Raw genomic sequence first — 25,213 nt, forward strand, 5'->3', positions numbered from 1 at the left:
TCATCCTCGGGCTTGACCCGAGGATTCACGCGGCACTCGTGGCCTGTGGATGGTCGGGTCAAGCCCGACCATGACGGAGGAGAGGGCTGCGGCGCTTTGCGAGGAGGTAGAGGATCTGGGCCGTGGTCATGCCGTAGCCCTTGATGAGACCGGTGCAGCGCGTGGCTGCTCCAGCCTTTTCCCACGACCTCACGCTGCCAGATGCTCGAACAGCCGGGCGACCGCCTCCGCGCCGGGGTCGACATGCCCCTCAAGCTGCTTCGCATTGATATAGGCCGCCCGCCCGGCTTTTGCGTGGGTGAGGGTCGCGGTGAAGTTCGCGCCCTGGCGGGCCGCGTCCGCAGCGGCAGAAACACTTTCGCCGAGCGCTTCGAGGGCGGGGGAGAGGGCGTCCACCATGGTGCGGTCGCCGATGCTGGCGCCGCCGATCTCCTGCATGCGGGCAAGGCCGGCGCGAAGCGCCTCGCGCATCGGCAGGCCGCTGGAGGCGCCGTCGCCGGCGGCGGCGAAGAAGATGGCGAGCAGCACGCCCGAGGAGCCGCCCATCGTCTGGCTCAGCTCCAGGCCGATGGCGCGCAGGAGCTGCGTGTGGTCGGAGAGCGGCAGGCGGTCGATGGCGTTGATCAGGGCGCGGGCGGCGCCCGCCAGCGTCGAGCCGGTGTCGCCGTCGCCGGATTTGGCGTCGAGGGCGTTGAGGTCCTGCTCGGCGGCGATCAGCACGTTGCAGCAGTTGATGACGAAGGCGCGTGTCGCCGCGTGGTTCGAGGGCATCGGCGTGATCGGCGTCAGGCCGTCCGGCAGGGCCGCGACCGCGATCGGCCGGACTTCCGAGACGCCGGGCCAGGCGGCGATCGGCACGGGGGTTTTCAGGAGCTCCAGCTCGGCCGCGTCGGCGGGGAAGACGGAGATGGAAAGGCCCTGCATGTCGAGCGAGGTCATCAGCGGCGCGGGGCCGATGGCATGGGTGATCCGCGTGCCGACCGAAGAGCCGAGCAGGTCATGGGCGAGCACCGACATTTCCAAGACGGACGCGCCGCCGAGATTGTTGATCAGCGCGACATGCGGTCCCTCGCCCATGACGGTGGCGAGCCGTTCGACCATGGTCGCGACCGAGGCGCGCGCGCCGGCGAAATCGATCTGCTCGACGCCCGCCTCGCCATGGATGCCGAGACCGAGCTCGGCCTTGCCCTCGGGAATGCGGTCCTCCTTCGGCGAGCCGGGCACGCGGCAGGTGTCGAGCGACATGCCGATGGAGCGCGTGCCGGCGATGACGTTCCTGGCGGCCGCCGTGACCGTGTCGAGGTCGGCCCCCCGTTCGGCGAGCGCGCCGGCGATCTTGTGCACGAAGAGCGTGCCGGCGACGCCGCGGGCCTGCGGCAGGTCGGGCAGCGCGATGTCGTCACCGACGATGACCATGGAGACATTGAGGCCGAAGGCGCGCGCCCGCTCGGCGGCGAGGCCGAAATTCAGGCGGTCGCCGGTGTAGTTCTTGACGATGAGGAGACATCCGGCGGGGCCGGTCACCGCGAGGATGCCGGCAAGCACGGCATCGACGCTGGGCGAGGCGAAGACGTCGCCGCAGACGGCGGCGGTCAGCATGCCCTTGCCGACAAAGCCGACATGGGCGGGCTCATGGCCGGAGCCGCCGCCGGAGACGATCGCCACCTTCGACTTGTCCCAGTCGCTGCGCAGGACGACGCGGATATGCGGATAGCCGTCGAGCCGGGTCAGCGCGCCGCCCGAAAGGGCCAGCACCCCGTCGATCGCCTCGGTGACGACGTCTTCGCGCTTGTTGATGAATTGCGCCATGGTTGTTGTTCTCCCTAAGCTAAACGCATGCCGGCGGCGTCGAAATAGAGCGGCCGCGACGGTTGGATCCGGATGGTCTCGCCGCCCTTCAGCGGCGTGTGGGCGTCGGTGACGGTGATGAGGTCGTGCCGCTTGAAGGAAAGGTGCAGGCGCGTCTGGTCGCCGAGATGCTCGACGCGCTTGACCAGCGCCTCCTCCCCCTCCCCTTGCGATATATGCTCCGGGCGAAGGCCGATGCTTTTCGCCCCCGCGGGGGCGCCGGCGAAAAGATCGGCCGGCAGCACGTTGATGCGCGGCTGGCCGAGGCGGGTCGCGGCATAGACGCTGACCGGTTCTTCGTAGACTGCACGCGGCGAGCCGAACTGCACCAGTTTTCCCTCATTGAGCACGCCGACATGGGTCGCCATGGTCATCGCCTCGATCTGGTCGTGGGTGACGTAGAGCAGCGTCGCGCCGGACTTCGCCTGGATGCGCTTCAATTCGATGCGCAGGTCCGCCCGGAGCTTCGCGTCGAGCGAACTCAGCGGCTCGTCCATCAGGAAGATCTCGGGGTTGCGCACCAGTGCGCGGCCGATGGAGACGCGCTGCATCTCGCCGCCCGAAAGCGCCGTTGCCTTGTTCTCCAGCTTGTGGGCGATCTGCAGCACCTCGGCGACCTCCTGAACCTTCCGGTCGATCGCCGCGCGGGGCGTCTTCAGGAGCGGGGATTTCAGGGGGAACTCCAGGTTCTGGCGGACGGTGAGGTGCGGATAGAGTGAATATTGCTGGAACACCATGGCGACATTGCGCTCGGCGGGCGACAGGCCCTTCATCGGCCGGCCGCCGATGGTGACCTCGCCGCTGTCGGGCGCGTCGAGGCCGGAGACCATGCGCAGCGTCGTCGTCTTGCCCGCGCCGGTCGGGCCGAGGAGGACGACGAAGGAGCCGTCCGGCACCGTCAGCGAGACATTGTCGAGCGCGAGCGTGCCGCCGAAGCGTTTCGTGACGTTTTCAAGGACGACCTCAGCCATGTCCGAGCACTCCTTCATTGCCCTCGGAGAGGAGGGCCTTGCCGCTTTCCGCATCGAAGAGCGAGAGGGTCCGCGCGTCGAAGTCGAGGCCGACCAGCTCCTCCTCCCGCACCTTGTGGGCGGAGGAGATCCGCGCCTTCAGCTCGCCGTGTTCCGTTGCGAGGGTGACGATCTGCGTCGTGCCGAGATATTCCACGGCACTGACCCGGCCGCGATAGGCGGCATCGTCGCGGAACTTCACATGTTCCGGCCGGACGCCGAGCGTCAGGCGGCCGTCGCGGCCTTCGCGCGCGGCGGGCACGTCGACCTTGACGCCGCCGAGATCGATGCTGTTGCCGCCGATGCCGATCATGCCTTCGAATTCCAGGAAATTCATCGAGGGCGAGCCGATGAACTGGGCGACGAATTTCGTCGCCGGCCAGTCGTAGATCTGTTGCGGCTTGCCGAACTGTTCGACGACGCCGTGGTTCATCACGACGATCTTGTCGCCCATCTGCATGGCTTCGAGCTGGTCGTGCGTGACATAGACGGTGGTCGCGCCCATGCGGTCGTGCAGCGCGCGCAGTTCCTCGGCCATATGCTCGCGGAATTCCGCGTCGAGCGCGCCGAGCGGTTCGTCCATGAAGAAGGCCTTCGGCCGGCGCACGATGGCCCTGCCGAGCGCCACGCGCTGGCGGTCGCCGCCGGAAAGCCCGCCGACCGGCTTGTCGAGGATATGCTCGATCTTGAGGATGCGGGCGACCTCGGCGACGCGCGTCCGCACCTCCTCGCGCTTCATGCCCTGGCTGACGAGCGGATAGGAGATGTTCTTGCGCACGTTCATGTGCGGGTAGAGCGCGAACATCTGGAAGACGAAGGCGATGTCGCGCTGGCTGGCCGGCTTCATGCCGACCTCCTCGCCGTCGATGAAGATCTCGCCCGAGGTCGGCAGTTCGAGGCCGGCCATCATGCGCAGCGTCGTCGTCTTGCCGCAGCCGGAGGGGCCGAGCAGCATGAAGAACTCGCCGTCCTCGATGGTGAAGGAGGAGGAGCGGACGGCGGTGAAGGCACCGAACTCCTTGCGCACGTTCTGGATCCTGATTTGCGCCATCGGCCTACTCCGGGAAATGGCTGACGATGATGAACATCACCGTGCCGAGGAGAGTGACGACGAAGGACCAGGAATAGAGCGCGAGCGCGAAGGGCTGCATGAGCATGACGACGCCCGCCGCGATCAGCACCGAGGCCAGCATTTCCCAGGCGCTGCGCCGGAAATGCAGGAGGCCGTTGAAAAATCGAGTCATTTGCGGACTGCTCCGAAGGTGATGCCGCGCAGGAGATGCTTGCGCAGAAGGATGGTGAAGACCATGACCGGCACGAGGAAGAGCGTCGCGCCGGCGGCGACGGCGGGCCAGTCCTGGCCGCTGACGCCGATGATGGTGGGAATGAAGGGCGGGGCCGTCTGGGCGTTGCCGGATGTCAACAGGACGGCGAAGGCATATTCGTTCCAGGCGAAGATCAGGCAGAAGATCGCGGTGGAGGCGATGCCCGTCGCCGCCTGCGGCAGCACGACCTTGTAGAAGGCCTGGAAGCGCGTGTAGCCGTCGATCAGCGCCGCCTCCTCGTATTCGACGGGGATCTCGTCGATGAAGCCCTTGAGCAGCCATACGGAGAGCGACAGGTTCACTGCGGTATAAAGCAGGATCATGCCGGCATGGGTGTCGCTGAGGCCGAGCGAGCGGAACATCAGGAAGATCGGGATGGCGACGGCAATCGGCGGCATCATGCGCGTGGAGAGGATGAAGAACAGGAGATCGTCCTTCAGCGGCACCTTGAAGCGCGAGAAGGCATAGGCCGCCACTGTCCCGAGCACGATGCACAGCACCGTCGAGCCGAAGCCGATGATCACCGAATTGGTGAAGCGTTCGGCAAAGCGCGAGGGGCCGGAAATGACGAGCCCGTCCTTGCGCACGAGCTTGTCGTACCAGGTGGTCGGCTCGCCGACCGCCTGCAACTGGTCGGGCGAAAGGCGGGTGCGCGTGGTGAAGACGTTGACGTATCCTTCCACCGTCGGCGTGAAGAAGGTCTTCGGCGGATAGGCGATGGCGTCGGACGGGGACTTGAAGCTGGTGGCGATGATCCAGACGAGCGGCAGGATGGTGATCAGGGCATAGCCGATGACCAGGATGCCCGCGACCCATTTCTGCCGCAGCGACGGCTCGGTGACGGAATAGCTCATCGTTGTTTCACCTTGTTGAGCGCCTTGACGTAGATCGAGGCGAGGCCGAAGACCGTGACGAAGAGGATGACGGCATAGGCCGAGGCATAGCCGGTGCGCCACTTCTCGAAGGCCTCGCGCTTGAGGTTGATCGAGGTCAGCTCGGTGATCGAGCCGGGGCCGCCGCCGGTGAGCTGCACGACGAGGTCGAACATCTTGAAGTTCTCGATGCCGCGGAAGAGCACGGCGAGCATCAGGAAGGGCAGGACGAGCGGGATGGTGATCGTCCAGAACTGCCGCCACTTGCTGGCGCGGTCGCATTCGGCGGCTTCATAGATGCTTGGCGGAATGGAGCGCAGGCCCGCAAGGCAGATCAGCATGACGAAGGGCGTCCACATCCAGGTATCGACGATGATGATCGCCCAGGGCGCGAGCTTGACGTCGCCGATCATCGAGAAGCTGGACGGGTCCGCGCCGGTCAGGAAGCCGACCGCATAGTTGAAGAGGCCGATCTGCGGCTGGTAGAGGAAGGTCCAGAAATTGCCGACCACCGCCGGGCTCAGCATCATCGGCAGCACGATGATCGTGGTCCACAGATCGTTGCCGCGGAACTTCTTGTTGATGAGATAGGCGAGCGAGAAGCCGATCAGGACCTGCAGCACGATGGTCCAGATCAGGAAATGCGCCGTCGCCTGCATGGTCAGCCAGATGTCGCGGTCGGACAGGATGCTGGCATAGTTCCTGAGGCCGACGAAATCGACCTCGGCATTGGGCCGGTTGACGCGGAAATTGGTGAAGCTCAGCCGGATCGTCCAGATCAGCGGGAAGATGTTGACCGCCAGCAAGAGCACGATCGACGGGGCGACGAAGAGCCAGGCGAGCGCGCGGTCGGACAGGCCGTGCATGCGTCTGGCGATGACGTGCGGCGTCGCCTCGGCGACCCGGTCCACGGTGGATTTCAGCATGGGTGTTCCCCTACATATTTGACTGAGCGGCGGCAGAGCCGGGACAAATCCCCGGCTCCGGCCGCGCCGTGACCCGCTGGGAGGCGGCGGGCGCAGGGCGGAGTATGAAGGCGATCGGCCTTGATCGAAAGACCCCTCCCCAACCCCTTCCCGCAAGAGGGGACGGGCTAGCCTGCCGGACCCTCACCATGAAAAATCACGGGAAGAGCGTGCGGCCTGCTTTCTCCCCCTTGTGGGGGAGATGCCGGCAGGCAGAGGGGGGTTACGGACCGTCAGTACTTGCCTTCGTCCTCGAAGACCTCCGTCCAGTCCTTGACGAGGCCGTCGAGCGCGTCCTTTGCGGAACCCTGGCCGGCGACGACATAGTCGTGGAAGCGCTTCTGCGCCGCCTGCAGCAGCGAGGCATAGGCCGGCTCCGCCCAGAAATCCTGGACGATCGCCATGGAGTCGAGGAAGGTCTGCGCATAGGGCTGGCTGGTCGCGAAATTCGGATCCTCGACGACCTTCAGCAGCGCCGAATAGCCGCCCATCTCCCACCATTTCTGCTGGATCTCCGGCTGCGCGAACCACTTGATATAGGCGAGCGCATCCTCCTGCTTTTCCGAGGAGGAGACGACCGAAATGCCCTGGCCGCCGAGCTGGGCGTAGGCCGCGCCGTCAGGACCTGCCGGGTTGGGGAAATAGCCGGATTTGTCGCCGCCGACATTGGCGTCGGCATGGATGCCCGGCCAGGTGAAGGCGAAGTTCATGTGCAGCGCGACCTGGCCCGACTTGTAGGCGTCGATGTCCTCGGACATGTAGGCGTCGGAATGGCCGGGCGGCGTGCAGCAGTCGTAGAGCTCCTTGTAGAATTCCAGCCCCTTCACCGCCTCGGCGGAGTTGACGTAACCCTCCAGCTCATAGGGCTTGTCCGGGTTCTCGTATTTGAAGCCGAAGCTGTAGAGCACGTCCATGACGCCCATGGTGATGCCCTCGGAGCCGCGCTCCGTGTAGATCGCCGCGCCATAGACGGTCTTGCCGTCGATCTCGCGCTTCTGGAAGAACTGCGCGATGTCCTTCAGTTCGCCGAAGGTCTTCGGCACGGCCAGCTCGCGGCCGTATTTCTCCTTGAACTCCGCCTGCAGTTCCGGACGGGCGAACCAGTCCTTGCGGTAGCTCCAGCCGACGACGTCGCCGAAGGCCGGCAGCGCCCAGTAGTTCGGCGAGTTCTTCGGCCATTCGGCGTAACCGACGACGGTCGCCGGAATGAAGTCGCTCATCTTGATCCCTTCCTTGTCGAAGAAATCGTTGAGCTTGACATACTGGCCGTTCTCCGCCGCGCCGCCGATCCACTGGCTGTCGCCGATCATGAGATCGCAGAGCTTGCCGCCGGAATTCAGCTCGTTGAGCATGCGGTCGGCGAAATTCGGCCACGGCACGAATTCGAACTTCATGCTGACGCCGCTCTTGGCCTCGAAATCCTTGCTGAGCTCGACCAGCGCGTTGGCCGGGTCCCAGGCGGCCCAGCAGAGCGTCAGGTCCCTGGCGCTCGCCCCACCGGGGATGGCGACGCCGGCGGCCAGAAGCGCGCCGGAAGCGGCCAGTGTTCTGAAATGGCGAATGGTCATGGCTGGGTTCTCCTCCCCCTCCTCCCGACCTCCATCGGAAGGTTGAAAACGCCCGTCGCGGGCACATGGCGCGGAATGAGGCAGGGCGCACCCGTCCTGCGGGTCGCTCTCCTCCGCGCCGCCTCCGTGGCAGGCGACATTCCTCCTGCCGGCCACGCATCGACTCATATTGAGGTGCGCACCTCAATGCAAGCAATTTTTGAGGTGCGCACTTCAATTCTTGCTTTTCGCCTGCTTTTGTTAGAGGAATCGGTTCAGGATCACGCCGATGTGAAAGAGAGTGGAGTATGCGGCCCACCGCGAAAGACCTGGCAGAAGCCGCGGGCGTCAGCCTCGCGACGGTCGACCGCGTCCTTAACGAGCGGCCGAATGTCAGCTCCAGGGCCGCACGGAAGGTGGCCGAAGCCATCGAGCGCATCGGCTTCGTGCGCAACCCCGCGGCCGTGGCGCTGGCCCGCAACAAGACTTACCGCTTCCGCTTCGTGCTGCCGACCTCGGGCGACCAGTATCTTGCCGAACTCATCGCCCGCGTCGGCGAGGCGAAGGAGGCGCTGCGGGCCGATTCCACCGAGGTGGAGGTCGCGCAGATTGCGATGAGCGACCCGCACCACGTCGCCAAATACCTCACCGCCATCGACCACGACGCGGTGGACGGCGTTGCCGTCATGGCGCCGGAATCGCCGCAGGTGCGCGACGCGCTGGTGCGGCTCGTCGAACGGGACGTCAAGGTCGTGCAGTTCCTCTCCGGCCAGGAGCGGCTGGAGAGTGCCGATTATGTCGGCATCGACAACTTTGCCGCCGGCGCGACGGCGGGAAAGATCGCCGGCCGCTTCATCGGCGCGCGGCCGGGCAAGATCATGGTCGTCGCCGAGACCATGATGGCGCTCGACAGCATCCAGCGCCGCCTCGGCTTCGACAGCATCATCAACGCCCAGTTTCCGCATCTCCAGAGCCTGCCGTCGCTGGAGACCTATGCGGACGAAAAGCGCGCCGACCTCGTCATCCAGCGCACATTGCAGCACCATCCGGATACGCTCGCCGTCTATGTCCTGAGCGCGGAGGCGCGCGTGCCGCTGACGGCCGTCTGGAATGCGCAGGGCGACCGCGACCTCACCGTCATCGCGCACGAGCATACGCCCTTCAGCGCGCAGGCGCTGAGGGACGAGCGCATCGACGCCGTGATCGCCCAGGACCCCGGCCATGCCGTGCGCAGCGCGCTGCGCATCATGCGCGCCCGCGCCGACCACCGCGAACTGCTCGCCTCGCAGGAGCGCATCCGCATCGAGGTGCTGCTGAAGGAAAACCTCCCCGCCCCGAAGGCCGCCGGCCTCTGACGCATCGGCCCCTGCCGGCCGCCGGTCGCAACGGTTGCCGTGAACGTCGGCAGAACCTGCCCGGACGGGGTTATTCCGCCGCCGTGGCGAGGCATCCCTCGATGATGCCGCGGATCTCGCCGCGGCAGGAACCGCAATTGGTGCCGGCATTCAGCGCCGCGCCGATCGCCTCGACGCCATGGCATCCCCCGCGCACCGCCGCGACGATCTGGTTGATGCCGACGCCGAAGCAGGCGCAGACGGTCGCGCCGGGATCCGGCTTGTCTGCTCCCGGCCGGCCGGCGACGAGGGAAAAGCGCCTGCGCAGATCCGGATGTTCGGCGGCGAGCTCGGCGATCGCCCAGTTGCGCGCCACCGCCACCGGCTCCCTCGCGAGGAAGAAGGCCGCCAGCAGGCGCGGTCCGTCGAAGAAGGCAAGCCGGATCTCGCCGGTCTGCCGGTCGGCATAGCCGAGCGGCTCGATGTCTTCCGGCAGGGCGAAGGTGCGGCGGCACCAGCCGGCCCAATCGTCCGCCGCCGTGTCGAAGGCGAGCTCCATGCGCCAGCCGCCCTCTGCCCTGGCGATCGCCCAGTAGGCGGCGTCGAGGGCGTCGGGTTTTGCCTGCGACACGGCGAAGGCATAGTGCGCGGCCTTGAAGGGGCGGGCGGCGACGGCGACGTTCTTGGAGGCCGGCTGGCCGGACACCCGGTCCGTCAGCGGCGGCACGAGGGCGTCGATGCGGGCCTTCGCCGCATACTGGTCGTTCCAGTGCATCGGCGCGAAAAGGCTGCCGCGCGCCTGGCGGTCGGTGACGAGGGCACGCACCACCGCCCTGCCCAGCGGGCTTTCGATCTCGACGAGGCCTGCCGGCGCGACGCCGATTTCCAGCGCGTCGCGCGGGTGGAGTTCCGCGAAGGGTTCGGCGATGTGGGCGGAGAGGCGGGCGCTCTTGCCGGTGCGCGTCATGGTGTGCCACTGGTCGCGGATACGGCCGGTGTTGAGCGTGAAGGGATAGGCGGCGTTCGTGCGGTCCGCGTCGGCAGGCGTGACGGCGACGAAGCGGGCCTTGCCATCGGCGTGATAGAAGCCGCCTTCGGCGAAGAAGCGGGTTTCCGCCTCGGCCCGGCCCGCCGGTTGCGGCCACTGGAAGGGGCCGAGCGCATCATAGGCGGCCGATCCGATGCCGGCATAGGCGCCGATATCGAAGTCGCGGCCGCCGTGGTTCTCGAAGGCGGAAAGCGCGGCGTGCTCGGCAAAGATCTCCGCCGGCCGTTCGTAGGCGAAGGCCCTTGCGAAACCCATGCGCCGCCCGACCTCGGCAAGCTGCCACCAGTCCGCCCGCGCCGCGCCGGGCGCGGGAAGGAAATCGCGCTGGCGGGAGATGCGGCGTTCGGAATTGGTGACCGTGCCGTTCTTCTCGCCCCAGCCGAGCGAGGGCAGTAGCACATGGGCATGGCGGGCCGTGTCCGTCTCCTTCAGGATGTCGGACACGACGACGAAGGGACAGGCCCTGATCGCCGCCTCGACGGCGCCGGCGTCCGGCATCGAGACGACGGGGTTCGTCGCCATGATCCAGAGTGCCTTGATGCGCCCCTCGGCGACGGCCTGGAACAGGTCGATCGCCTTCAGCCCCGGTCTTCCGGCGATCGTCGGAGCCTGCCAGAAGCGCCGCACCCGGTCGCGATCCTCCGCGCTTTCGAGCGCCATATGGGCGGCGAGCATGTTGGCGAGGCCGCCGACCTCGCGCCCGCCCATGGCGTTGGGCTGGCCGGTCAGCGAGAACGGCCCCATGCCCGGCCTGCCGATGCGGCCGGTGGCGAGGTGGCAGTTGAGGATGGCGTTGACCTTGTCCGTGCCGGAGGAGGACTGGTTGACGCCCTGGCTGTAGCAGGTCACGACCTTTTCGCTCTGCGTGAAGAGCCGGTAGAATTCGCGCAACTGCATGGCCGGCAGGCCGGTCCGCTCCAGCGCCTCCGGAAAGGAAACCGCCGCCGCGAAGGCTTCCGCAAAGCCCGTCGTGTGCGCCGCGACGAAATTCTGGTCCACCGCATCGCTTCGGACGAGGTGCGAAAAGAGGCCGGCAAAGAGCGCCACATCCGTATCCGGCTGGATGGCGAGATGGAGGTCCGCGATATCCGCCGTCATGGTGCGGCGCGGGTCTATCACCACCACCTTCAGGCCCGGCCGCCGCGCCTTGGCCGCGGCCAGCCGCTGGTAGAGCACCGGATGGCACCAGGCGAGGTTCGAGCCGGCAAGGACGACGAGGTCGGCAAGCTCCAGGTCCTCGTAGCTGCCCGGCACCGTATCAGAGCCGAAGGCGCGCCGGTGGCCGGCGACGGAGGAGGACATGCACAGCCGCGAATTGGTGTCGATGTTTGCCGCGCCGACAAAACCCTTCATCAGCTTGTTGGCGACGTAGTAGTCCTCGGTCAAAAGCTGGCCGGAGACGTAGAAGGCGACGGAATCCGGGCCGTGTTCGGCGATGGCGGCGGAGAATTTCTCCGCGACGAGGGTCAGCGCCTCGTCCCATGTGGATTGCCGGCCGGCGATCTCGGGGTGGAGGATACGGCCGTCGAGACCGATCGTCTCGGCAAGCGCCGAGCCCTTCGAGCAGAGCCGGCCGTAATTCGAGGGATGGTCCGGATCGCCCCTGACGGAGACCGCGCCGTCATCGCCGACCGTGGCGATGACCCCGCAGCCGACGCCGCAATAGGGGCAGGTCGTCTTCGTCTCAACGGGCATGGGCGGCTCCTGTTCGGAGCGCCGCACGCCCCTCATCCCCCTGCCGGGACCTTCTCCCCGCAAGCGGGGAGAAGGAGGATATGGCAATGCCGGTGCTCCAGCACCCTTCTCCCCGTCGGGACGGGGAGAAGGTGGCGGCAGCCGGATGAGGGGCGAGGCTGGCTCCTGTCATTGCCTACTCCGCCGCCGCCATCAGGCTTTCGAGCGCGATGGAGAGCAGCCCGTCCTCGTTGCGCAGGGGAATGGTGCGCACCGCCCCCTCGTCCGCCCCGAGCGCCTTGCCGGTCTCCAGCGAGATCACCCAGTTGTGCAGCGGGCAGGTGACGGCCTTGGCATGCACTATGCCCTGCGAGAGCGGTCCGCCCTTGTGCGGGCAATGGTCCTCGATGGCGAAGACCTCGTTTTCCGCCGTGCGGAAGACGGCGATTTTCCCCTCCGGCGTCTTGACGCAGCGCGCGCCGCGCAGGGGGATGTCGGCGATGTTGCCGATGGGAAACCAGGTCATGTCCGTGCTCCTCATTCCGCGGCCTCGCCGTAGCCGATGGTCGCCATCGGCCTGAATTCGTGCTTGTCCTTGCCGGAGACGCGTTCCGACCACGGATCGACCTGCGCGAATGTCTGGGAGAAGACGAAGCGGTCGTAGAAGGCCTTGCGCTTGTCCGCATCGCCCATGATCTGGCGGCGGATCTCGTCGAGGCCGATGCGCTTGGCCCATTTGTAGATGCGCTCCAGATAGCGCGCCTGCTCGCGGTACATCTGCGTCAGCGCCACGATATGCTCCAGCACCTCGTCCTCGGTCTTCACGAGGCCGAGCACCTCCGTGCCCTTGATGTCGAGGCCCGCCGCGCCCGCGAAATGGATCTCGAAGCCCGAATCGACGCAGACGACACCGATATCCTTGCAGGTCGCCTCCGCGCAGTTTCGCGGACAGCCGGAGACGGCCATCTTCAATTTGGCCGGCGTCCAGGAGCCCCACATGAACTTCTCGATGCGGATGCCGAGCCCGGTGGAATCCTGCGTGCCGAAGCGGCACCAGTCGGAGCCGACGCAGGTCTTCACCGTGCGCAGCCCTTTCGCATAGGCCTGCCCCGAGATGAAGCCGGCCTTGCCGAGATCGGCCCAGACGGCGGGCAGGTCCTCCTTCTCGATGCCGAGCAGGTCGATGCGCTGGCCGCCCGTCACCTTCACCAGGGGTATCTCGAACTTGTCGACCACATCGGCGATGGCGCGCAGTTCGTGCGCATTGGTGACGCCGCCCCACATGCGCGGCACGACGGAATAGGTGCCGTCCTTCTGGATGTTGGCATGCACGCGCTCGTTGATGAAGCGGGACTGGTAGTCGTCGGCATATTCGTCGGGCCAGTCGCAGACGAGGTAATAGTTGAGCGCCGGGCGGCACTTGGCGCAGCCGCAGGAGGTCTTCCACTCCAGTTCCTGCATGACGGCGGGAATGGTCTTCAGTCCCTTCGCCTTGATCAGGCGGCGCACGTCGTCATGGCCGAGATCGGTGCAGCCGCACATGGGCTGAACGGCGGCGGGGTTGTAGCTGTCGCCGAGCGTCAGCGTCATCAATTGCTCGACGAGGCCGGTGCAGGAGCCGCAGGAGGCGGACGCCTTGGTGTGGGCGCGCACGTCGTCGAGCGAGGCCAGGCCTTTTTCCGTGATCGTCGAGACGATCCTGCCCTTGCAGACGCCGTTGCAGCCGCAGATCTCCGCATCATCCGGCAAGGCTGCAACGGCCGCCATAGGGTCCAGCGGTGCGCCCCCCTGATAGGCCTGGCCGAAGATCAGCGTCTCGCGCATCTCGGAAATGTCGGTCTGCTTCTTCTTCAGGTCGTTGAACCAGGCGCCGTCGGCGGTCTCGCCGTAAAGCACCGTGCCGATGATGCGGTTGTCCTTCAGCACCAGCCGCTTGTAGACGCCGGCAGAGGCATCGCGCAGCACGATCTCCTCCCGGTCGTCGCCGTCGGCGAAATCGCCGAGCGAAAAGAGCTCGATGCCGGTGACCTTCAGCTTGGTCGGCGTATCGGAGTGGACGAAGGCGGCCGAGCGGTCGCCGGCCAGATGGGCGGCGGCGACGCGCGCCATCTCGTAGAGCGGGGCGACGAGGCCGTAGACCATGCCGCCCACTTCCGCGCATTCGCCGAGCGCTAGGATGCCGCCGTCCGAGGTCTGCATGCCGTGATCGACGACGATGCCGCGGTTGACGGCAAGGCCCGCCTCCCTGGCGAGGCTCACGCTCGGCCGGATGCCGACGGCCATGACGACGAGCGTGGCGGGAATGACGCGGCCGTCGTCCAGTTCGATGCCCTCGACCTTGCCGTTGCCGACGATGGCCCGGGTGTTCGCCTTGCAGAGGATCTTGATGCCGCGCCCTTCCAGCTCCCTTTGCAGGAGATAGCCGGCGGCGGGGTCGAGCTGGCGGTCCATCAGCGTTGGCATGACGTGCAGCACCGTGACGTCCATGCCGCGGCCGGCAAGGCCGGCGGCGGCTTCGAGGCCGAGCAGGCCGCCGCCGATGACGACGGCCTTCTCGCGCGACTGGGCGGCGAGCAGCATGGCCTGCACGTCGTCGAGGTCGCGATAGGTGATGACGCCGCGCATGTCGTTGCCCGGCACGGGCAGGATGAAGGGCACGGAGCCGGTGGCGATGACGAGCTTGTCGTAGCGTTCCGTGACGCCGTGATCGGAGGTGACGGTCTTCGCATCGCGGTCGATGGCGACGATGCGGTGGCCCTTGTAGAGCGTGATGCCGTGCTTGATGTACCAGCCGTCGCCGTGGATGATGATCTCCTCATACGCCTTCTCGCCGGAGAGGACGGGCGAGAGCATGATGCGGTCGTAGTTCACCCGCGGCTCGGCGTTGAAGATGGTGACCTCGTACCGGCCCGGGGCCTTTTCGAGGAGGTGCTCCAGCATGCGCCCGGGGGCCATGCCGTTGCCGACGATGACGAGTTTCTCGGTCATGGGATTTCCTAACACTTACGCGGCGACGGCGGAGACGGAGGGGCGCTCCATCTGGCGGATGGAAAGATGCATCCAGAGGAGCGAGACGGCGACGACGGCGAAGAGCAGCAGGAAACAGCTCGACCACAGGCCGGTCGCATCCTTCAGGAGGCCGAAGGCGATGGGCAGCACGAAGCCTCCGAGCCCGCCGACCATGCCGACGACCCCGCCGACCGGGCCGACACTGTCGGGGTAATAGGCCGGGATGTGCTTGTAGACCGCCGCCTTGCCGAGGCTCATGACGAAGCCGAGCACGAAGACGGTGACGATGAAGACGGCGGGCGTGACGCCCGACGGCAGCGACAGGACGAGCGTCGCGACCGCGGAAACGCCGAACATCCAGTACATGACGGCACGCGCGCCCTTGCGGTCCGAAAGCATGCCCCCGAGCGCGCGAAAGACGCTGCCGGGAATGGAATAGGCGGCGGCGACCATGCCGGCGGTGGCGATGTCGAAGCCGTAGACGCCGACGAGGTAGCGCGGCAGCCAGAGCGCCAGCGCCACGAAGCCGCCGAAGGCGAAGAAATAATAGAGCGAGAAGCGCCAGACCTGCGCCTTCCTCAGCGGCGCGAATTCCTGCATGAGGCTGCGCTTCGGCGCCTTGCCGTCGCGGCGATTGCGGAAGGCCGGGTCGTCGCTGGTGGTGAACCAGAAGAGGCAGGCGGTGAGGATCAGCACCGCCGCCCAGATTTCCGCCACCATCTGCCAGCCGGCGGCGACGAGCACGAAGGGCGCGAGGAATTTCGTCAGCGCCGCGCCGACATTGCCGGCGCCGAAGATGCCGAGCACCGTGCCCTGCTTTTCCGGCGGGAAGAAGGGCGAGACATAGGCGACGCCGACCGCGAAGGATCCGCCGGCAAGGCCGACGCCGAGGCCGGCGAGCAGCATCTGCGGGAAAGTCGCGGCGTGCGAGAGCATGAGCGTCGAAAGCGCCGCCGCCAGCATGGTCAGCGTATAGACGAGGCGGCCGCCGTAACGCGGCGTCCAGACGCCGAGCAGGATGCGCACCAGCGAGCCGGTGAGGATGGGCGTGCCGACGAGGAGGCCGAACTGGGCTTCGGTGAGCCCCAGGTCTTCCTTGATGCGGATGCCGATGATGGCGAAAATCGTCCAGACGGCGAAACAGATGGTGAAGGCGAAGGTGGACATCCAGAGCGCGACGGCGGGTTCGCGCGGGGACAGGGGCTGCTTGATCTCGGACATGGCGTCTCCGTGGCCCGACAAGGTCGTGCCGCTCCATCTTGGGGGTGAAAAACAAAAAGCCGCTGGCCAGGTTCTTTTCGCGCGACACGAGGGAGGTCATGTGCGCGAAAAACCCGATCAGCGGCTTTGCTGGTGGCGCCCGTCGTTGGACGCCGATATCGTGGCCCGAAGGCCTACGGAAAGAAAAGCAATCGGCGTGCCAGTTCGGCAAACGATTGATTTAATTCATTTCCTGGAAGACCGCATGCCGGCATGCGCATAGGCCATCGGCAAAGCTGCGCCAAATTTTGTGCAGTGCGCATAAAATAGGCGCTAGCGCGATTGCGCTGCGATATAGCCGTCGACGTCGTCGGGATCGAAGCGCCCGCCGTCGAAGAAACCGTCTGGGCCGAGCGTCAGCGCGCCGGAGGAGCCGACGGGCGTTTCCGCGGTCAGCGCGCCCTCCACCTTGGCGCTCGCCGAGGGCATGGCGATGCCGAGCGTCTTCAGCGCCGCGCGATAGACATCCGGGCGATAGGTCTTGGCGGCGACCTGGCGGTTCGCCTCGGTATGCGCCACCTGCCGCCAGCGGACCATCTGGGTGTAGAACCACAGCGCATGGCTCTTCCAGGGGAAGGTGGCCGCCTTGGCCTGCGGCACGAAGAAATCGCTGACCGTGCGCACCGCGCCGCCGCCGACCGGCAGGATGCCGGTGAGGGCCGGCAGCAGGAGGTCCGGTTCGCGCCCGACATAGGCGGGCAGCGCCAGCAGCGAAGCGAGTTCCGCGTGGTTGCGCGGATCGCCGCACCAGAGCGAGGCGTGGTGCAGCGCGACCAGCAGGGCGGCCAGCGCCTCCGGGTTCGCCTCGCCCCAGCCCGCATCGACGCCGAGCACCTTTTCCGGGCTCGATTTCCAGATCGCCGCCTTGACGGTGGCAAGATGCGCGCCGCGTTTGAGGACGCCGAAGGTGTTCCAGGGCTCGCCCGCGCAATAGCCGTCGATAAACCCTTCGGCGAGCGCATCGCCCATGTCCGGCGGCGGCAGGACGAGGATGTCGATCTCGCGGTCCGGATCGATGCCGCTCGCCGCCAGCCAGTAGCGCAGCTCGTAATTGTGCCCGGAATAGGGATGCACGACGCCGAAGCGCAGCGGCTCCCCCGCGCGTCCGTCGATGACCCGGCGGAGTGCCGCGCCGTTTTCGCGCGCGTCGAGGTCGGCGGTCGCGCCGGCTTCCGCCATCGCCCGCCAGAGCGCGGCGGAGACCGTGACGGCATTGCCGCCGAGGCCGAGCGCCATGGGCACGATCATCTTCGGGGCCGGGGCGGAGAGGCCGAGATTGCAGGCGATGGGCATCGGGCCGAGAATATGGGCGACGTCGAACTGGCGGACGGCAAGGCGATCGCGGATGCTCGCCCAGGAGCGCTCGCGCACCAGCGTGAGGTCGATCGACTGCGCCGCGGCAAAGCCCTTCTCCTTCGCGGCGACGAGGAGGGCGCTGTCGAGCAGCGGCACGAAGCCGGCGGTGATGGCGTGGCGCATCGTCATGTCTTCACTCCCGGATCGGGCGCTTCCGGATCGAGCAGGCTCGCCGCCGTGACGAGGCTTTGGGCGATCTCGGCGATCTTGCGGTTCTGGTTCATCGCCGTGCGGCGCAAGAGCGCATAGGCCGCCTCCTCGGACAGCCCGCGCGAGCGCATCAGGAGGCCCTTGGCACGGTCGATCACCTTGCGGTTCTCCAGCTCGCTGCGCGTCTCCTCCAGCTCGCGGCTGAGGCGGGAGAAGGCGTTGAAGCGGCTGATCGCCATTTTCAGGATCGGCCGCACGCGCTCCTGCTTCAGCCCGTCGACGATATAGGCCGAGACGCCCGCCTCCACCGCCGCCTCGATGGAGGCCTCGTCCGACTTGTCGACGAACATGGCGATGGGACGCTGGATCGCGCGGGTCAGTTGGAAGATGCTCTCCAGCATGTCGCGGTTGGGGTTTTCCAGATCGATGACGATGACGTCGGGATTGAGCTCGGCGATGCGGCGGGCAAGGCCCTGCATCTCCTCGACCACGGTCACGGCATAGCCGGCATCGCGCAGCCCCTCCTCGATGATGGCGGCGCGAATGCGGTTCTCGTCGATGACCAGTACGTTCAGTGCGCCCGGCTGCATGTCCCACCGTGTCGGCGTGAGTGTTTCCGGCAGATGCCTCCGAATGGCCGGGAAAATCAAGCCGCGAAGGGGCCAAAAAAAATGGGCCAGCGGAAACCGCGGCCCATGAAGTGTGAAGGTCAAAAACCTCCAGAGGGGAACAGCTGATGCGGCGGCACTGGGAGGAAAACCGCCGTGTGCATCAACTGAGGGCACTATGCGATTTTTTTGACCAGATGGGAAACATTTATTGTGCAATGCAGCTATGCAAATGCCGCGTTGCTTCTGCCTGAGACGCGGCGTGCCCGATTTTTGCGCAGGCTTGTCGGATGGCGACGAGAGCACGTCGCCCGTCTGGCGCGCACCACTACCCCCGATGCCGCCAGGGCGCACAACATTGCCGTTTTCCCCTTCTCCCCCACGGGGAGAAGGTGGCCCGAAGGGTCGGACGAGGGGGTAAGCACGCCGCCTTCCGCCTGCGCCGCCCCCGCATCCCGCTGCCGCGACCTTCACCCCAAGGGGGAGAAGGGGCAGGAGGCGCGCTTCCAACTCCTTATTCGATGCCCTGCGGGCGCCAGCGATTTTGTCCGTTGCACGCGTGGTGCCCGATTTCCTCGAACGGCTTCAATCCGCGCCGTAATGCGCGGCGACAGCCGCGGCCGCGGCGGCAAGATCCGCCGGGGCGCCGCACTTCTGCAGGGCGATGCCATAGGCAAGCACATTGCCGAGCACGCTATCGAAGCGCGCCCGGCGGCCCGTATGGTTGAGCCGCACCAGCCGCGCGGCGCCGGGGCCGATGCCGGCGGACAGTTCCATGTCGAGCGGCGCGGCGGCGGCAAGGAAGGTCTCGGGATCGACGGCCTCGGGCAGCGCCGCGGTGGTGACGAGATGGGATGCCCGGCCGAAATCCGCCCAGGGACGGGCGCCGAGCGCCAGGAGGCCGTCGCGCGACGCCGCCGCCGCCCGGACATGGCGGGCGAGCACGGCGTCCGCCCCCTCCGCCTCGAAGCGGCCGAGCGCGGCCTCCAAGGCGAAGAATTCCAGCGGCGCCGCTGTGCCGGGAAGCGCGCCGCGCCCGGTGTCGAGCCAGTCCCGGCGGTCGAGCAGGGAAAGCGTCGAGCTGCGCCGCCCGCCCGCCGCCGAAATCAGGGCCCAGGCCGCCTGGCTGACCGACAGCGCCGAGACGCCGGCCGGCCCGGCAAGTGATTTTTGCGGGCCGATCACCGCGATATCGATGCCGAGCGCATCGACGTCGAGCGCATGCCCGCCCACCGAGGCGACCGCATCGACGATCGTCACGATGCCGCGTGCACGGGCCGCGGCGGCAATCTCCGCCAGCGGGTTGAGCACGCCGTTCGCCGATTCGGCATGGCAGAGGATGACGGCCTTCACTTCGGGATGGGCATCGAAGACCGCCTCCACGCTTTCGATGTCGATGGGCCGGGCGGGTTTGGCCGAGAGCGTGACGACATCCGCGCCGCCGCGCCGCAGCCAGTCGCCGAACCAGGCGCCGAACGGGCTGGTGACGATGTTGAGCGCCGTCAGCCCCGGCCGGGCGATGCTGGTCGCCACCGCCTCCAGCGCCACGACGGCCTCCGTCTGGAAGAGGAGGATGTCGTTGCGGGTCTTCAGGATGCGGGCGAGCCGGTCGGCGAGCGGGCCGAGGCGGTCGGGCGGGAAATCGGGGACATCGTTCAGGGCATTCCAGCGGTCAGCGGCCATCGGGGCTTTCCTTGCTTTCCTGGGATAGGAGGCGCGGCACGGCGCGGATGAGGGCGCGGGCGGCGGGCGATTGCGGATCGGCGATGACGCGGCCCGCCGGCCCGCATTCGACGATGCGCCCGGCCTCCATCACGGCGATGCGGTGGGAGAGCGCGCGCAGCACGGCAAGGTCATGCGAGACGAAGAGATAGGCGATGCCGCGCTCTTCCTGCAGCGTGGCGAGCAGGTGCAGGATGCGTTCGCGCACCGAGACGTCGAGCGCCGAGACCGCCTCGTCGAGCACGATCAGCGCCGGGCGCGTGGCGATGGCGCGGGCGATAGCGACGCGCTGGCGCTGGCCGCCGGAAAGGTCGCGGACCGCGCGGCCGGCATAGGCGGCGGGCACGCCGACCCGATCGAGCAGGGCCGCGATCTCGCGCGCGCGCTCGCCCTTCGGCACCACGGCGTGGATGCGCAGGGGATCGTCGAGCGCGTCGGCGACAGTGGCGCGCGGATTGAAGGCGCCGGAAACGTCCTGGAACACCATCTGCATGCGGGCGCGGCGGCGGCGCAGGTCCGCGCCCGAAAGGGCGAGCCAGTCCTCGCCGGCGAAGCGCACGCTGCCGCCATCGGCCGGCATGAGCCGGGTGAGGATGCGCGCCAGCGTGGATTTTCCACTGCCCGAAGCGCCGGCAAGGCCGAGCGTCTCCCCCGCCGCTAAGCTGAGCGAGACATCGCGCAGCGCCTCCACGGTGCGGCCGCCGGAGGAAAAGCGCTTGCCAAGATCTTGCGCGACGAGAAGGCTCATGCACCGATCTCCCCGACCAGCGGTGGGGAGGCGAGGTCGCGATGGCTGGCGACCAGCATCTTCGTATATGTTTCGCGCGGTGCGGCCAGTACAGCCGCCGCCGGGCCGGTTTCGACGAGCGCCCCGTCCTTGAAGATCGCCACCCGGTCGGCAAAGCCGGCGGCCAGCGCGATGTCGTGGGTGATGAAGACGAGCGTCATGCCCGCCGCGCGCACCAGTTCGTCGAGCAGCGCGACAATCTCCGCCTGCACCACCATGTCGAGGGCGCTGGTCGGCTCGTCGGCGATGACGAGGCCCGGACGGGCGGCGAGCGCGGCGGCGATCGCCACGCGCTGGCGCTGGCCGCCGGAGAGCTGGTGCGGATAGGCGGCGAGCAGCTTTTCCGGCTCGGGAAGGCGCACCCGCTCCAGCATGTCGAGCGCGCGGGCGCGGGCCTCCGGCCAGAAGAGGCCGAGATGCCGGCGCGCGCCTTCGGCCACCTGCTCGCCGATTGTCAGCACCGGGTTGAGGCTGGCGGAGGGGTCCTGCAGCACGAAGCCGAGGTCGCGGCCGGGAAGCGGTGCGGCGCCCGCCGCCCAGCGCACCGTGCCCTCCACCTCGGCCCCTTCGGGCAGGAGCCCGGCCAGCGCCCGCGCGAGGGTGCTCTTGCCCGAGCCGCTCTCGCCGATGATCGCCAGCCGCTCGCCGGCGTGGATCGCAAGGTCGAGGTTCGTCAGGGCCGGTGTCTCCTGGCCGCGATAGGTGACGGAGAGGTTTTTCGTCCGGCAGAGCATGCCCTCCTCCCCCTGTTCGGCAGGGGGATTGTCGCCAGCGCCGGCACCCCCCTCTGCCCGGCAGGGCAGAGGGGGGTACTTGCCGGCGCGCCGTGATTTCTTCCTTTCGACACTCGCTTCCCCCGCAAGCGCATTGGTCAGCCCCTCGCTGAGCAGATAGACGCCGACCACGGTCGCGACCAAAGCGAGGCCGGGGAAGATCGACAGGAAGGGCGAGGAGCGCAGGACGTTTCGCCCCTCGGCGATCATCGAACCCCAGGTGACGACATTGGGATCGCCGAGGCCGAGGAAGGAGAGCGCCGCTTCCGTCAGGATGGCGGTGGCGACGATGATGGCCGAGAGCGCCAGCACCGTGGGCAGCACGTTGGGCAGGATTTCCCGCAGGGCGATCTCCACCGGATGCATGCCGGCAATACGCGCGGCGGCGACATAGTCCCGCCCGCGCACGGACAGCACCTCGGCACGGGTGAGCCGCGCGGGATCGGCCCAGGCGCCGAGCGCGATGGCCAGCACGACGACCGGCACCGAGGCGCCGACGACGCTGACGAAGGCGAGCGCCAGCAGGAAGCTCGGCACGATCTGGAAGGCATCGACCACGCGCATCAGCGCCTCGTCGGCAATCCCTCCGGCAAAGCCCGCCGCAAGCCCCACCGAAAGGCCGATCGCCAGCGCCGCCAGCGCCGCGGCGAGGCCGACGAAGAGCGAGGTGCGCGCACCGTGCACGATGCCGGCCAGGACGTCGCGGCCGAGCCGGTCGGTGCCGAGCGGAAAGGCGGGATCGGTGAAGGGCGCCGTCAGCGCCCGGCCGGCGATCCTCAGCGGATCGCCGGGGAAGAGGACAGGCGCCAGCAGCGCGAGAAGCGCGAGCAGGACGAGGATGGCAAGGCCGGTCGCCCCCTCCGGCCGGCGCAGCATGTCGCGGACAAGCTTCATGCGCCGCGCTCCGCGGTGCCGACGCGCGGATCGAGCGCGGCATAGACGATGTCGACGAGCAGATTGACGAGGATGACCAGCACGGCGCTCACGACGATGATGCCGCAGAGCAGCGCCGCATCGCGCCCGCTCACCGCCTCCTGCGCCAGGCGCCCGAAGCCGGGAATGGCGAAGATGCTCTCGATGACGACGCTGCCGCCAAGCATGGCGGCCGCCTGCAGGCCGAGCATGGTGATAAGCGGCAGGAGCGCATTGCGCGCCACATGGCGCAGGACGATGCGGGCGCGTGAAAGCCCCTTGGCGCGGGCGAAGAGCACGAAATCCAGCCGCCAGATGCCGGCCATGCCGGCGCGCATGACGCGCAGGAACAGCGCGGTATAGATGAGCGCCAGCGTGCCGACGGGCAGGACGAGATGGGCCGCGATGTCGGCGGCGCGGGAAAGGCCCGTGCGGCCCGAGGCGATCGTCTCGATGCCCGAGGTGGGCAGCCAGCGCAGTTGCACGGCAAAGACGATGGCGAGCACCAGGCCGAGCCAGAAGCCCGGTATGGCATAGACGACCAGCGAGAGGGTGGAGAGCAGCCGGTCGCGCAGGCTGCCCGGCCGCGCGCCGGCGAGGATGCCGAGCGTGGAGCCGAAGGCGAAGGCGAGCACGGTGGCGCTTCCCATCAGGAGCAGCGTGTTCGGCAGGCGCTCGATGATCAGCCCGAGAACCGGCCGGTCGAAGGCGACGGACCAGCCGAGATCGAGCCGGGCGAGCGCGGAGAGATAGAGCCACAGCCGCGCCGCCATGCACTGGTCGAGCCCGTAGGCCTGCCGCAGCGCCCCGGCGATCGCCGCATCCCCGCCGCCGATGGAGAGCAGGTAGGCATCGACCGCATCGCCCGCCGCCGTTTCCAGGAGCAGGAAGGTCATGACGACGACGATCAGCAGCACGGGAATGCTGCTGATCGCCCGGCGTGCGGTGAGGCGGAGGGGGCGGGTCACGGCGCTTGCCGCTGGGGTGCGGGCGTGGGGTGGAGCAAGCGCGATAATGCCCTGCGGCTTGCCGGCGGTCTCCGGCCCGAGGCGAGGGTATCGCCTATGGTGAAGGCACCCCCCTCTGCCCTGCCGGGCATCTCCCCCTCAAGGGGGGAGATCGGCAAGAGGTGAGCCCCTCGTTCAACCGGCAACGCCGGAGAGGGGCGAAACGGTGCTCCATTCAATCTCCCCCCCTGAGGGGGAGATGCCCGGCAGGGCAGAGGGGGGTAGCGAACTCCACCGTTCATATGCGGCCACCCTGCCTTGCCGGAGAGGTGGCCGGCTGGCCGGAAAGGGGATCCACGAAAGCGCCCGTCATGGCCCCGCCGTCACGTCTTGAGCGCGGTATCGGCCCAGTTCGACACCGCCCAGCGCGGGTTGCTGGCGACGTTGAGCACGCTGTCGCGCGCCACCGTGATGAAGCCCCATTCGGCGACGTTGATCAGCGGCAGGTCGGCGGCGACCAGCGTCTGGAACTGGCGGTAGAGCGCGGTGCGGGCCGCCGTGTCGATCGTCTCGGCCGCCTTTGCGATGACGGCGTCGAGCTCGGCATTGGCATAGCCGCCCTGGTTGGAGAAGCCGACGCCGGCCGGAATGCCCGACTGCACGAGGATGGTCGTGGAGATCGCCGGGTCGCCGCGGAAGACCGGCGGGGCGACGGCGAGGTCGAAATCGTGATCGGTATAGACGGCCTTCTGGTGGGCGGCCGAATCCGCGTTCACCAGTTCCGCATCGATGCCGATGGCGGCGAGCGCCTGGCGGAGATAGTCGCCGAACTGGCGGGTTTCGTTGAAATAGGGCGCGGGCCGCAGCTTCAGCGTGAAGCGCGTGCCGTTCGCATCCTTCGCATAGCCGGCCTCGTCGAGCAGGGCATTGGCCTTGGCGACATCGAAGGCATAGGCCGGCACGTCGGCCTCGTAGAATTGCGGCGCGTTCTTCGGCACCGGGCCGGTGGAGGCTTCGGCATAGCCGAGGAAGATGGTGTCGACGACGAAGGTCTTGTCGATGGCATGGGCGATCGCCTGGCGCACCTTGAGGTCGGCGAGCTCCTTGCGGCGATGGTTGATCTCCACGACGAGCTGGTAGGTCAGCGCCTCGTAGCCCCTGGTGACGACCGCAAGGCCCGGCACCTTGGAGATGCGGTCGAGATCGGCGAGCGGCACGGCGGAGAAGGCGGCGAGCTGGATCTCCTCCGCCTCCAGCGCCGCGCCCGCCCCGGCGCGGTCCGGCAGCACGCGGAAGATGATCTCGTCGAGCTTCGGCTGGTCCTTGTCCCAATAGGCCTCGTTGCGCGTCAGGCGGTAATATTCGCCCGGCCTGTATTCGGCGAAGCGGAAGGGGCCGGTGCCGACGAGCTGGGTGTTCGCCGGGTTCGTCGCGATATCCGTACCCTCGTAGAGATGCTTCGGGATGACGCTGCTGACGACCGGCAGGGCGTTGCGGATGAGCTGGAGCGGCGTCGGCTTGGAAAAGCGGAAGATGGCGGTGGCGGCATCCGGCGTTTCGACGGCCTCGAGATGGGCGAAGACGATGCGGCCGAGATTCTGCAGCGGTTTCCAGACTTCGAGCGCCGAAAAGGCGACATCGGCGGAGGTGAAGGGCGTGCCGTCGTGCCAGGTCACGCCCTCGCGCAGGCGGAAGGTGACGGAAAGGCCGTCGTCCGATCCTTCCCAGCTTGTGGCAAGGCGCGGCGACAGCCCGTCCTCGCCCGTAAAGGCGGCCTCGGCCAGCGGCTCGATAACCTTGCTGGCGACGAAAAACACGCCGTTGGAGGCGACGATCGCGGGATTGAGGTTCTTCGGCTCGGAATCGGCCGCCACCACCAGCCGGCCGCCGGCGGGGGCGCTCTCGGCAAGGGCGATGGCCGGCAGCGCGGTCGAAGCGAGAAGGGCGGCGCCGGCCTGCAAGAACGAGCGCCGGGTGGGATTCGCGATCAGCATCTGTGTCTCCTGCGGTCAGCGTTTGCTGCCGATATTGGCGGCGATTCGCCGGTTAACATAGGCAGGAAATTC

The 25,213-nt window shown here is 67.7% G+C and carries 19 protein-coding genes and 1 pseudogene; 1 reads left to right on the forward strand and 19 read right to left on the reverse strand.

Annotation, left to right across the window (positions count from 1 at the left end; translation table 11 throughout):
• Positions 1-189 precede the first annotated feature (189 nt).
• The 7 genes from shn_RS26435 to shn_RS26465 all read right to left on the reverse strand — a co-directional run bounded on the left by shn_RS26435 (position 190) and on the right by shn_RS26465 (position 7,588).
• Positions 190-1,809, reverse strand: a complete 1,620-nt coding sequence (locus tag shn_RS26435; RefSeq protein WP_064333508.1) for a dihydroxyacetone kinase subunit DhaK — start codon at positions 1,807-1,809, stop codon at positions 190-192.
• Positions 1,810-1,823: 14 nt separating this feature from the next.
• Positions 1,824-2,819, reverse strand: a complete 996-nt coding sequence (locus shn_RS26440) for an ABC transporter ATP-binding protein (RefSeq protein ID WP_064333668.1) — start codon at positions 2,817-2,819, stop codon at positions 1,824-1,826.
• On the reverse strand, positions 2,812-3,909 hold the full coding sequence (locus shn_RS26445) for an ABC transporter ATP-binding protein (protein ID WP_064333509.1): 1,098 nt from the start codon (positions 3,907-3,909) through the stop codon (positions 2,812-2,814). Before shn_RS26445 ends, shn_RS26440 begins: the two co-directional genes overlap by 8 nt.
• A gap of 4 nt (positions 3,910-3,913) precedes the next feature.
• The gene (locus shn_RS26450) at positions 3,914-4,102 is read right to left on the reverse strand and encodes a hypothetical protein (protein ID WP_064333510.1); all 189 of its coding nucleotides are present in this window, start codon (positions 4,100-4,102) and stop codon (positions 3,914-3,916) included.
• Entirely contained in the window at positions 4,099-5,037 is a 939-nt protein-coding gene (locus shn_RS26455; RefSeq protein WP_064333511.1) for a carbohydrate ABC transporter permease, read from the reverse strand. Before shn_RS26455 ends, shn_RS26450 begins: the two co-directional genes overlap by 4 nt.
• A complete protein-coding gene (locus shn_RS26460) occupies positions 5,034-5,981 on the reverse strand; it encodes a carbohydrate ABC transporter permease (protein WP_064333512.1) in 948 nt (315 codons plus the stop codon). Before shn_RS26460 ends, shn_RS26455 begins: the two co-directional genes overlap by 4 nt.
• 272 nt (positions 5,982-6,253) lie before the next feature.
• Positions 6,254-7,588 carry an ABC transporter substrate-binding protein gene (locus shn_RS26465; RefSeq protein ID WP_064333513.1) on the reverse strand — a complete coding sequence of 445 codons (1,335 nt, stop codon included), beginning with the start codon at positions 7,586-7,588 and terminating at the stop codon, positions 6,254-6,256.
• Between the two features lie 287 nt (positions 7,589-7,875).
• Here shn_RS26465 and shn_RS26470 point away from each other — a divergent pair, with 287 nt between their 5' ends.
• The gene (locus shn_RS26470; RefSeq protein WP_064333514.1) at positions 7,876-8,922 is read left to right on the forward strand and encodes a LacI family DNA-binding transcriptional regulator; all 1,047 of its coding nucleotides are present in this window, start codon (positions 7,876-7,878) and stop codon (positions 8,920-8,922) included.
• Positions 8,923-8,992: 70 nt separating this feature from the next.
• On the opposite strand, the gene shn_RS26475 is transcribed toward shn_RS26470, so the two are convergent.
• The 12 genes and pseudogenes from shn_RS26475 to shn_RS26525 all read right to left on the reverse strand — a co-directional run bounded on the left by shn_RS26475 (position 8,993) and on the right by shn_RS26525 (position 25,141).
• Positions 8,993-11,644, reverse strand: a complete 2,652-nt coding sequence (locus shn_RS26475) for a nitrate reductase (RefSeq protein WP_064333669.1) — start codon at positions 11,642-11,644, stop codon at positions 8,993-8,995.
• A 175-nt stretch (positions 11,645-11,819) separates the two neighbouring features.
• Entirely contained in the window at positions 11,820-12,149 is a 330-nt protein-coding gene (gene nirD, locus shn_RS26480) for a nitrite reductase small subunit NirD (RefSeq protein ID WP_064333515.1), read from the reverse strand.
• A gap of 11 nt (positions 12,150-12,160) precedes the next feature.
• Entirely contained in the window at positions 12,161-14,611 is a 2,451-nt protein-coding gene (gene nirB / locus shn_RS26485; protein ID WP_064333516.1) for a nitrite reductase large subunit NirB, read from the reverse strand.
• Between the two features lie 15 nt (positions 14,612-14,626).
• Complete coding sequence (locus shn_RS26490) at positions 14,627-15,853, reverse strand: nitrate/nitrite transporter (RefSeq protein ID WP_064333517.1); 1,227 nt, start codon at positions 15,851-15,853, stop codon at positions 14,627-14,629.
• A 312-nt stretch (positions 15,854-16,165) separates the two neighbouring features.
• Complete coding sequence (locus shn_RS26495; RefSeq protein ID WP_064333518.1) at positions 16,166-17,377, reverse strand: CmpA/NrtA family ABC transporter substrate-binding protein; 1,212 nt, start codon at positions 17,375-17,377, stop codon at positions 16,166-16,168.
• Positions 17,374-17,988 (reverse strand): ANTAR domain-containing response regulator, encoded by a 615-nt coding sequence (locus shn_RS26500; protein ID WP_064333519.1) that lies wholly within the window; start codon positions 17,986-17,988, stop codon positions 17,374-17,376. Before shn_RS26500 ends, shn_RS26495 begins: the two co-directional genes overlap by 4 nt.
• A gap of 603 nt (positions 17,989-18,591) precedes the next feature.
• Positions 18,592-19,689, reverse strand: a complete 1,098-nt coding sequence (locus tag shn_RS26505) for an alanine--glyoxylate aminotransferase family protein (RefSeq protein WP_064333520.1) — start codon at positions 19,687-19,689, stop codon at positions 18,592-18,594.
• Positions 19,679-20,476: an ABC transporter ATP-binding protein gene (locus shn_RS26510; RefSeq protein ID WP_064333521.1), complete on the reverse strand. Its 798-nt coding sequence runs from the start codon at positions 20,474-20,476 to the stop codon at positions 19,679-19,681. The genes shn_RS26505 and shn_RS26510 overlap by 11 nt, the downstream gene beginning before the upstream one ends.
• Entirely contained in the window at positions 20,473-21,249 is a 777-nt protein-coding gene (locus tag shn_RS35250; RefSeq protein ID WP_084438572.1) for an ABC transporter ATP-binding protein, read from the reverse strand. The genes shn_RS26510 and shn_RS35250 overlap by 4 nt, the downstream gene beginning before the upstream one ends.
• A gap of 126 nt (positions 21,250-21,375) precedes the next feature.
• Positions 21,376-22,182, reverse strand: a pseudogene (locus shn_RS26515) (ABC transporter permease); the annotation flags it as partial.
• On the reverse strand, positions 22,179-23,096 hold the full coding sequence (locus shn_RS26520) for an ABC transporter permease (RefSeq protein ID WP_145926076.1): 918 nt from the start codon (positions 23,094-23,096) through the stop codon (positions 22,179-22,181). The gene shn_RS26520 and the pseudogene shn_RS26515, both read right to left, overlap by 4 nt.
• Before the next feature lie 434 nt (positions 23,097-23,530).
• The gene (locus shn_RS26525; protein WP_064333523.1) at positions 23,531-25,141 is read right to left on the reverse strand and encodes an ABC transporter substrate-binding protein; all 1,611 of its coding nucleotides are present in this window, start codon (positions 25,139-25,141) and stop codon (positions 23,531-23,533) included.
• Between the last annotated feature and the right edge of the window lie 72 nt (positions 25,142-25,213).

Source organism: Shinella sp. HZN7, from assembly GCF_001652565.1.
Taxonomy (GTDB): Bacteria; Pseudomonadota; Alphaproteobacteria; order Rhizobiales; family Rhizobiaceae; genus Shinella; species Shinella granuli.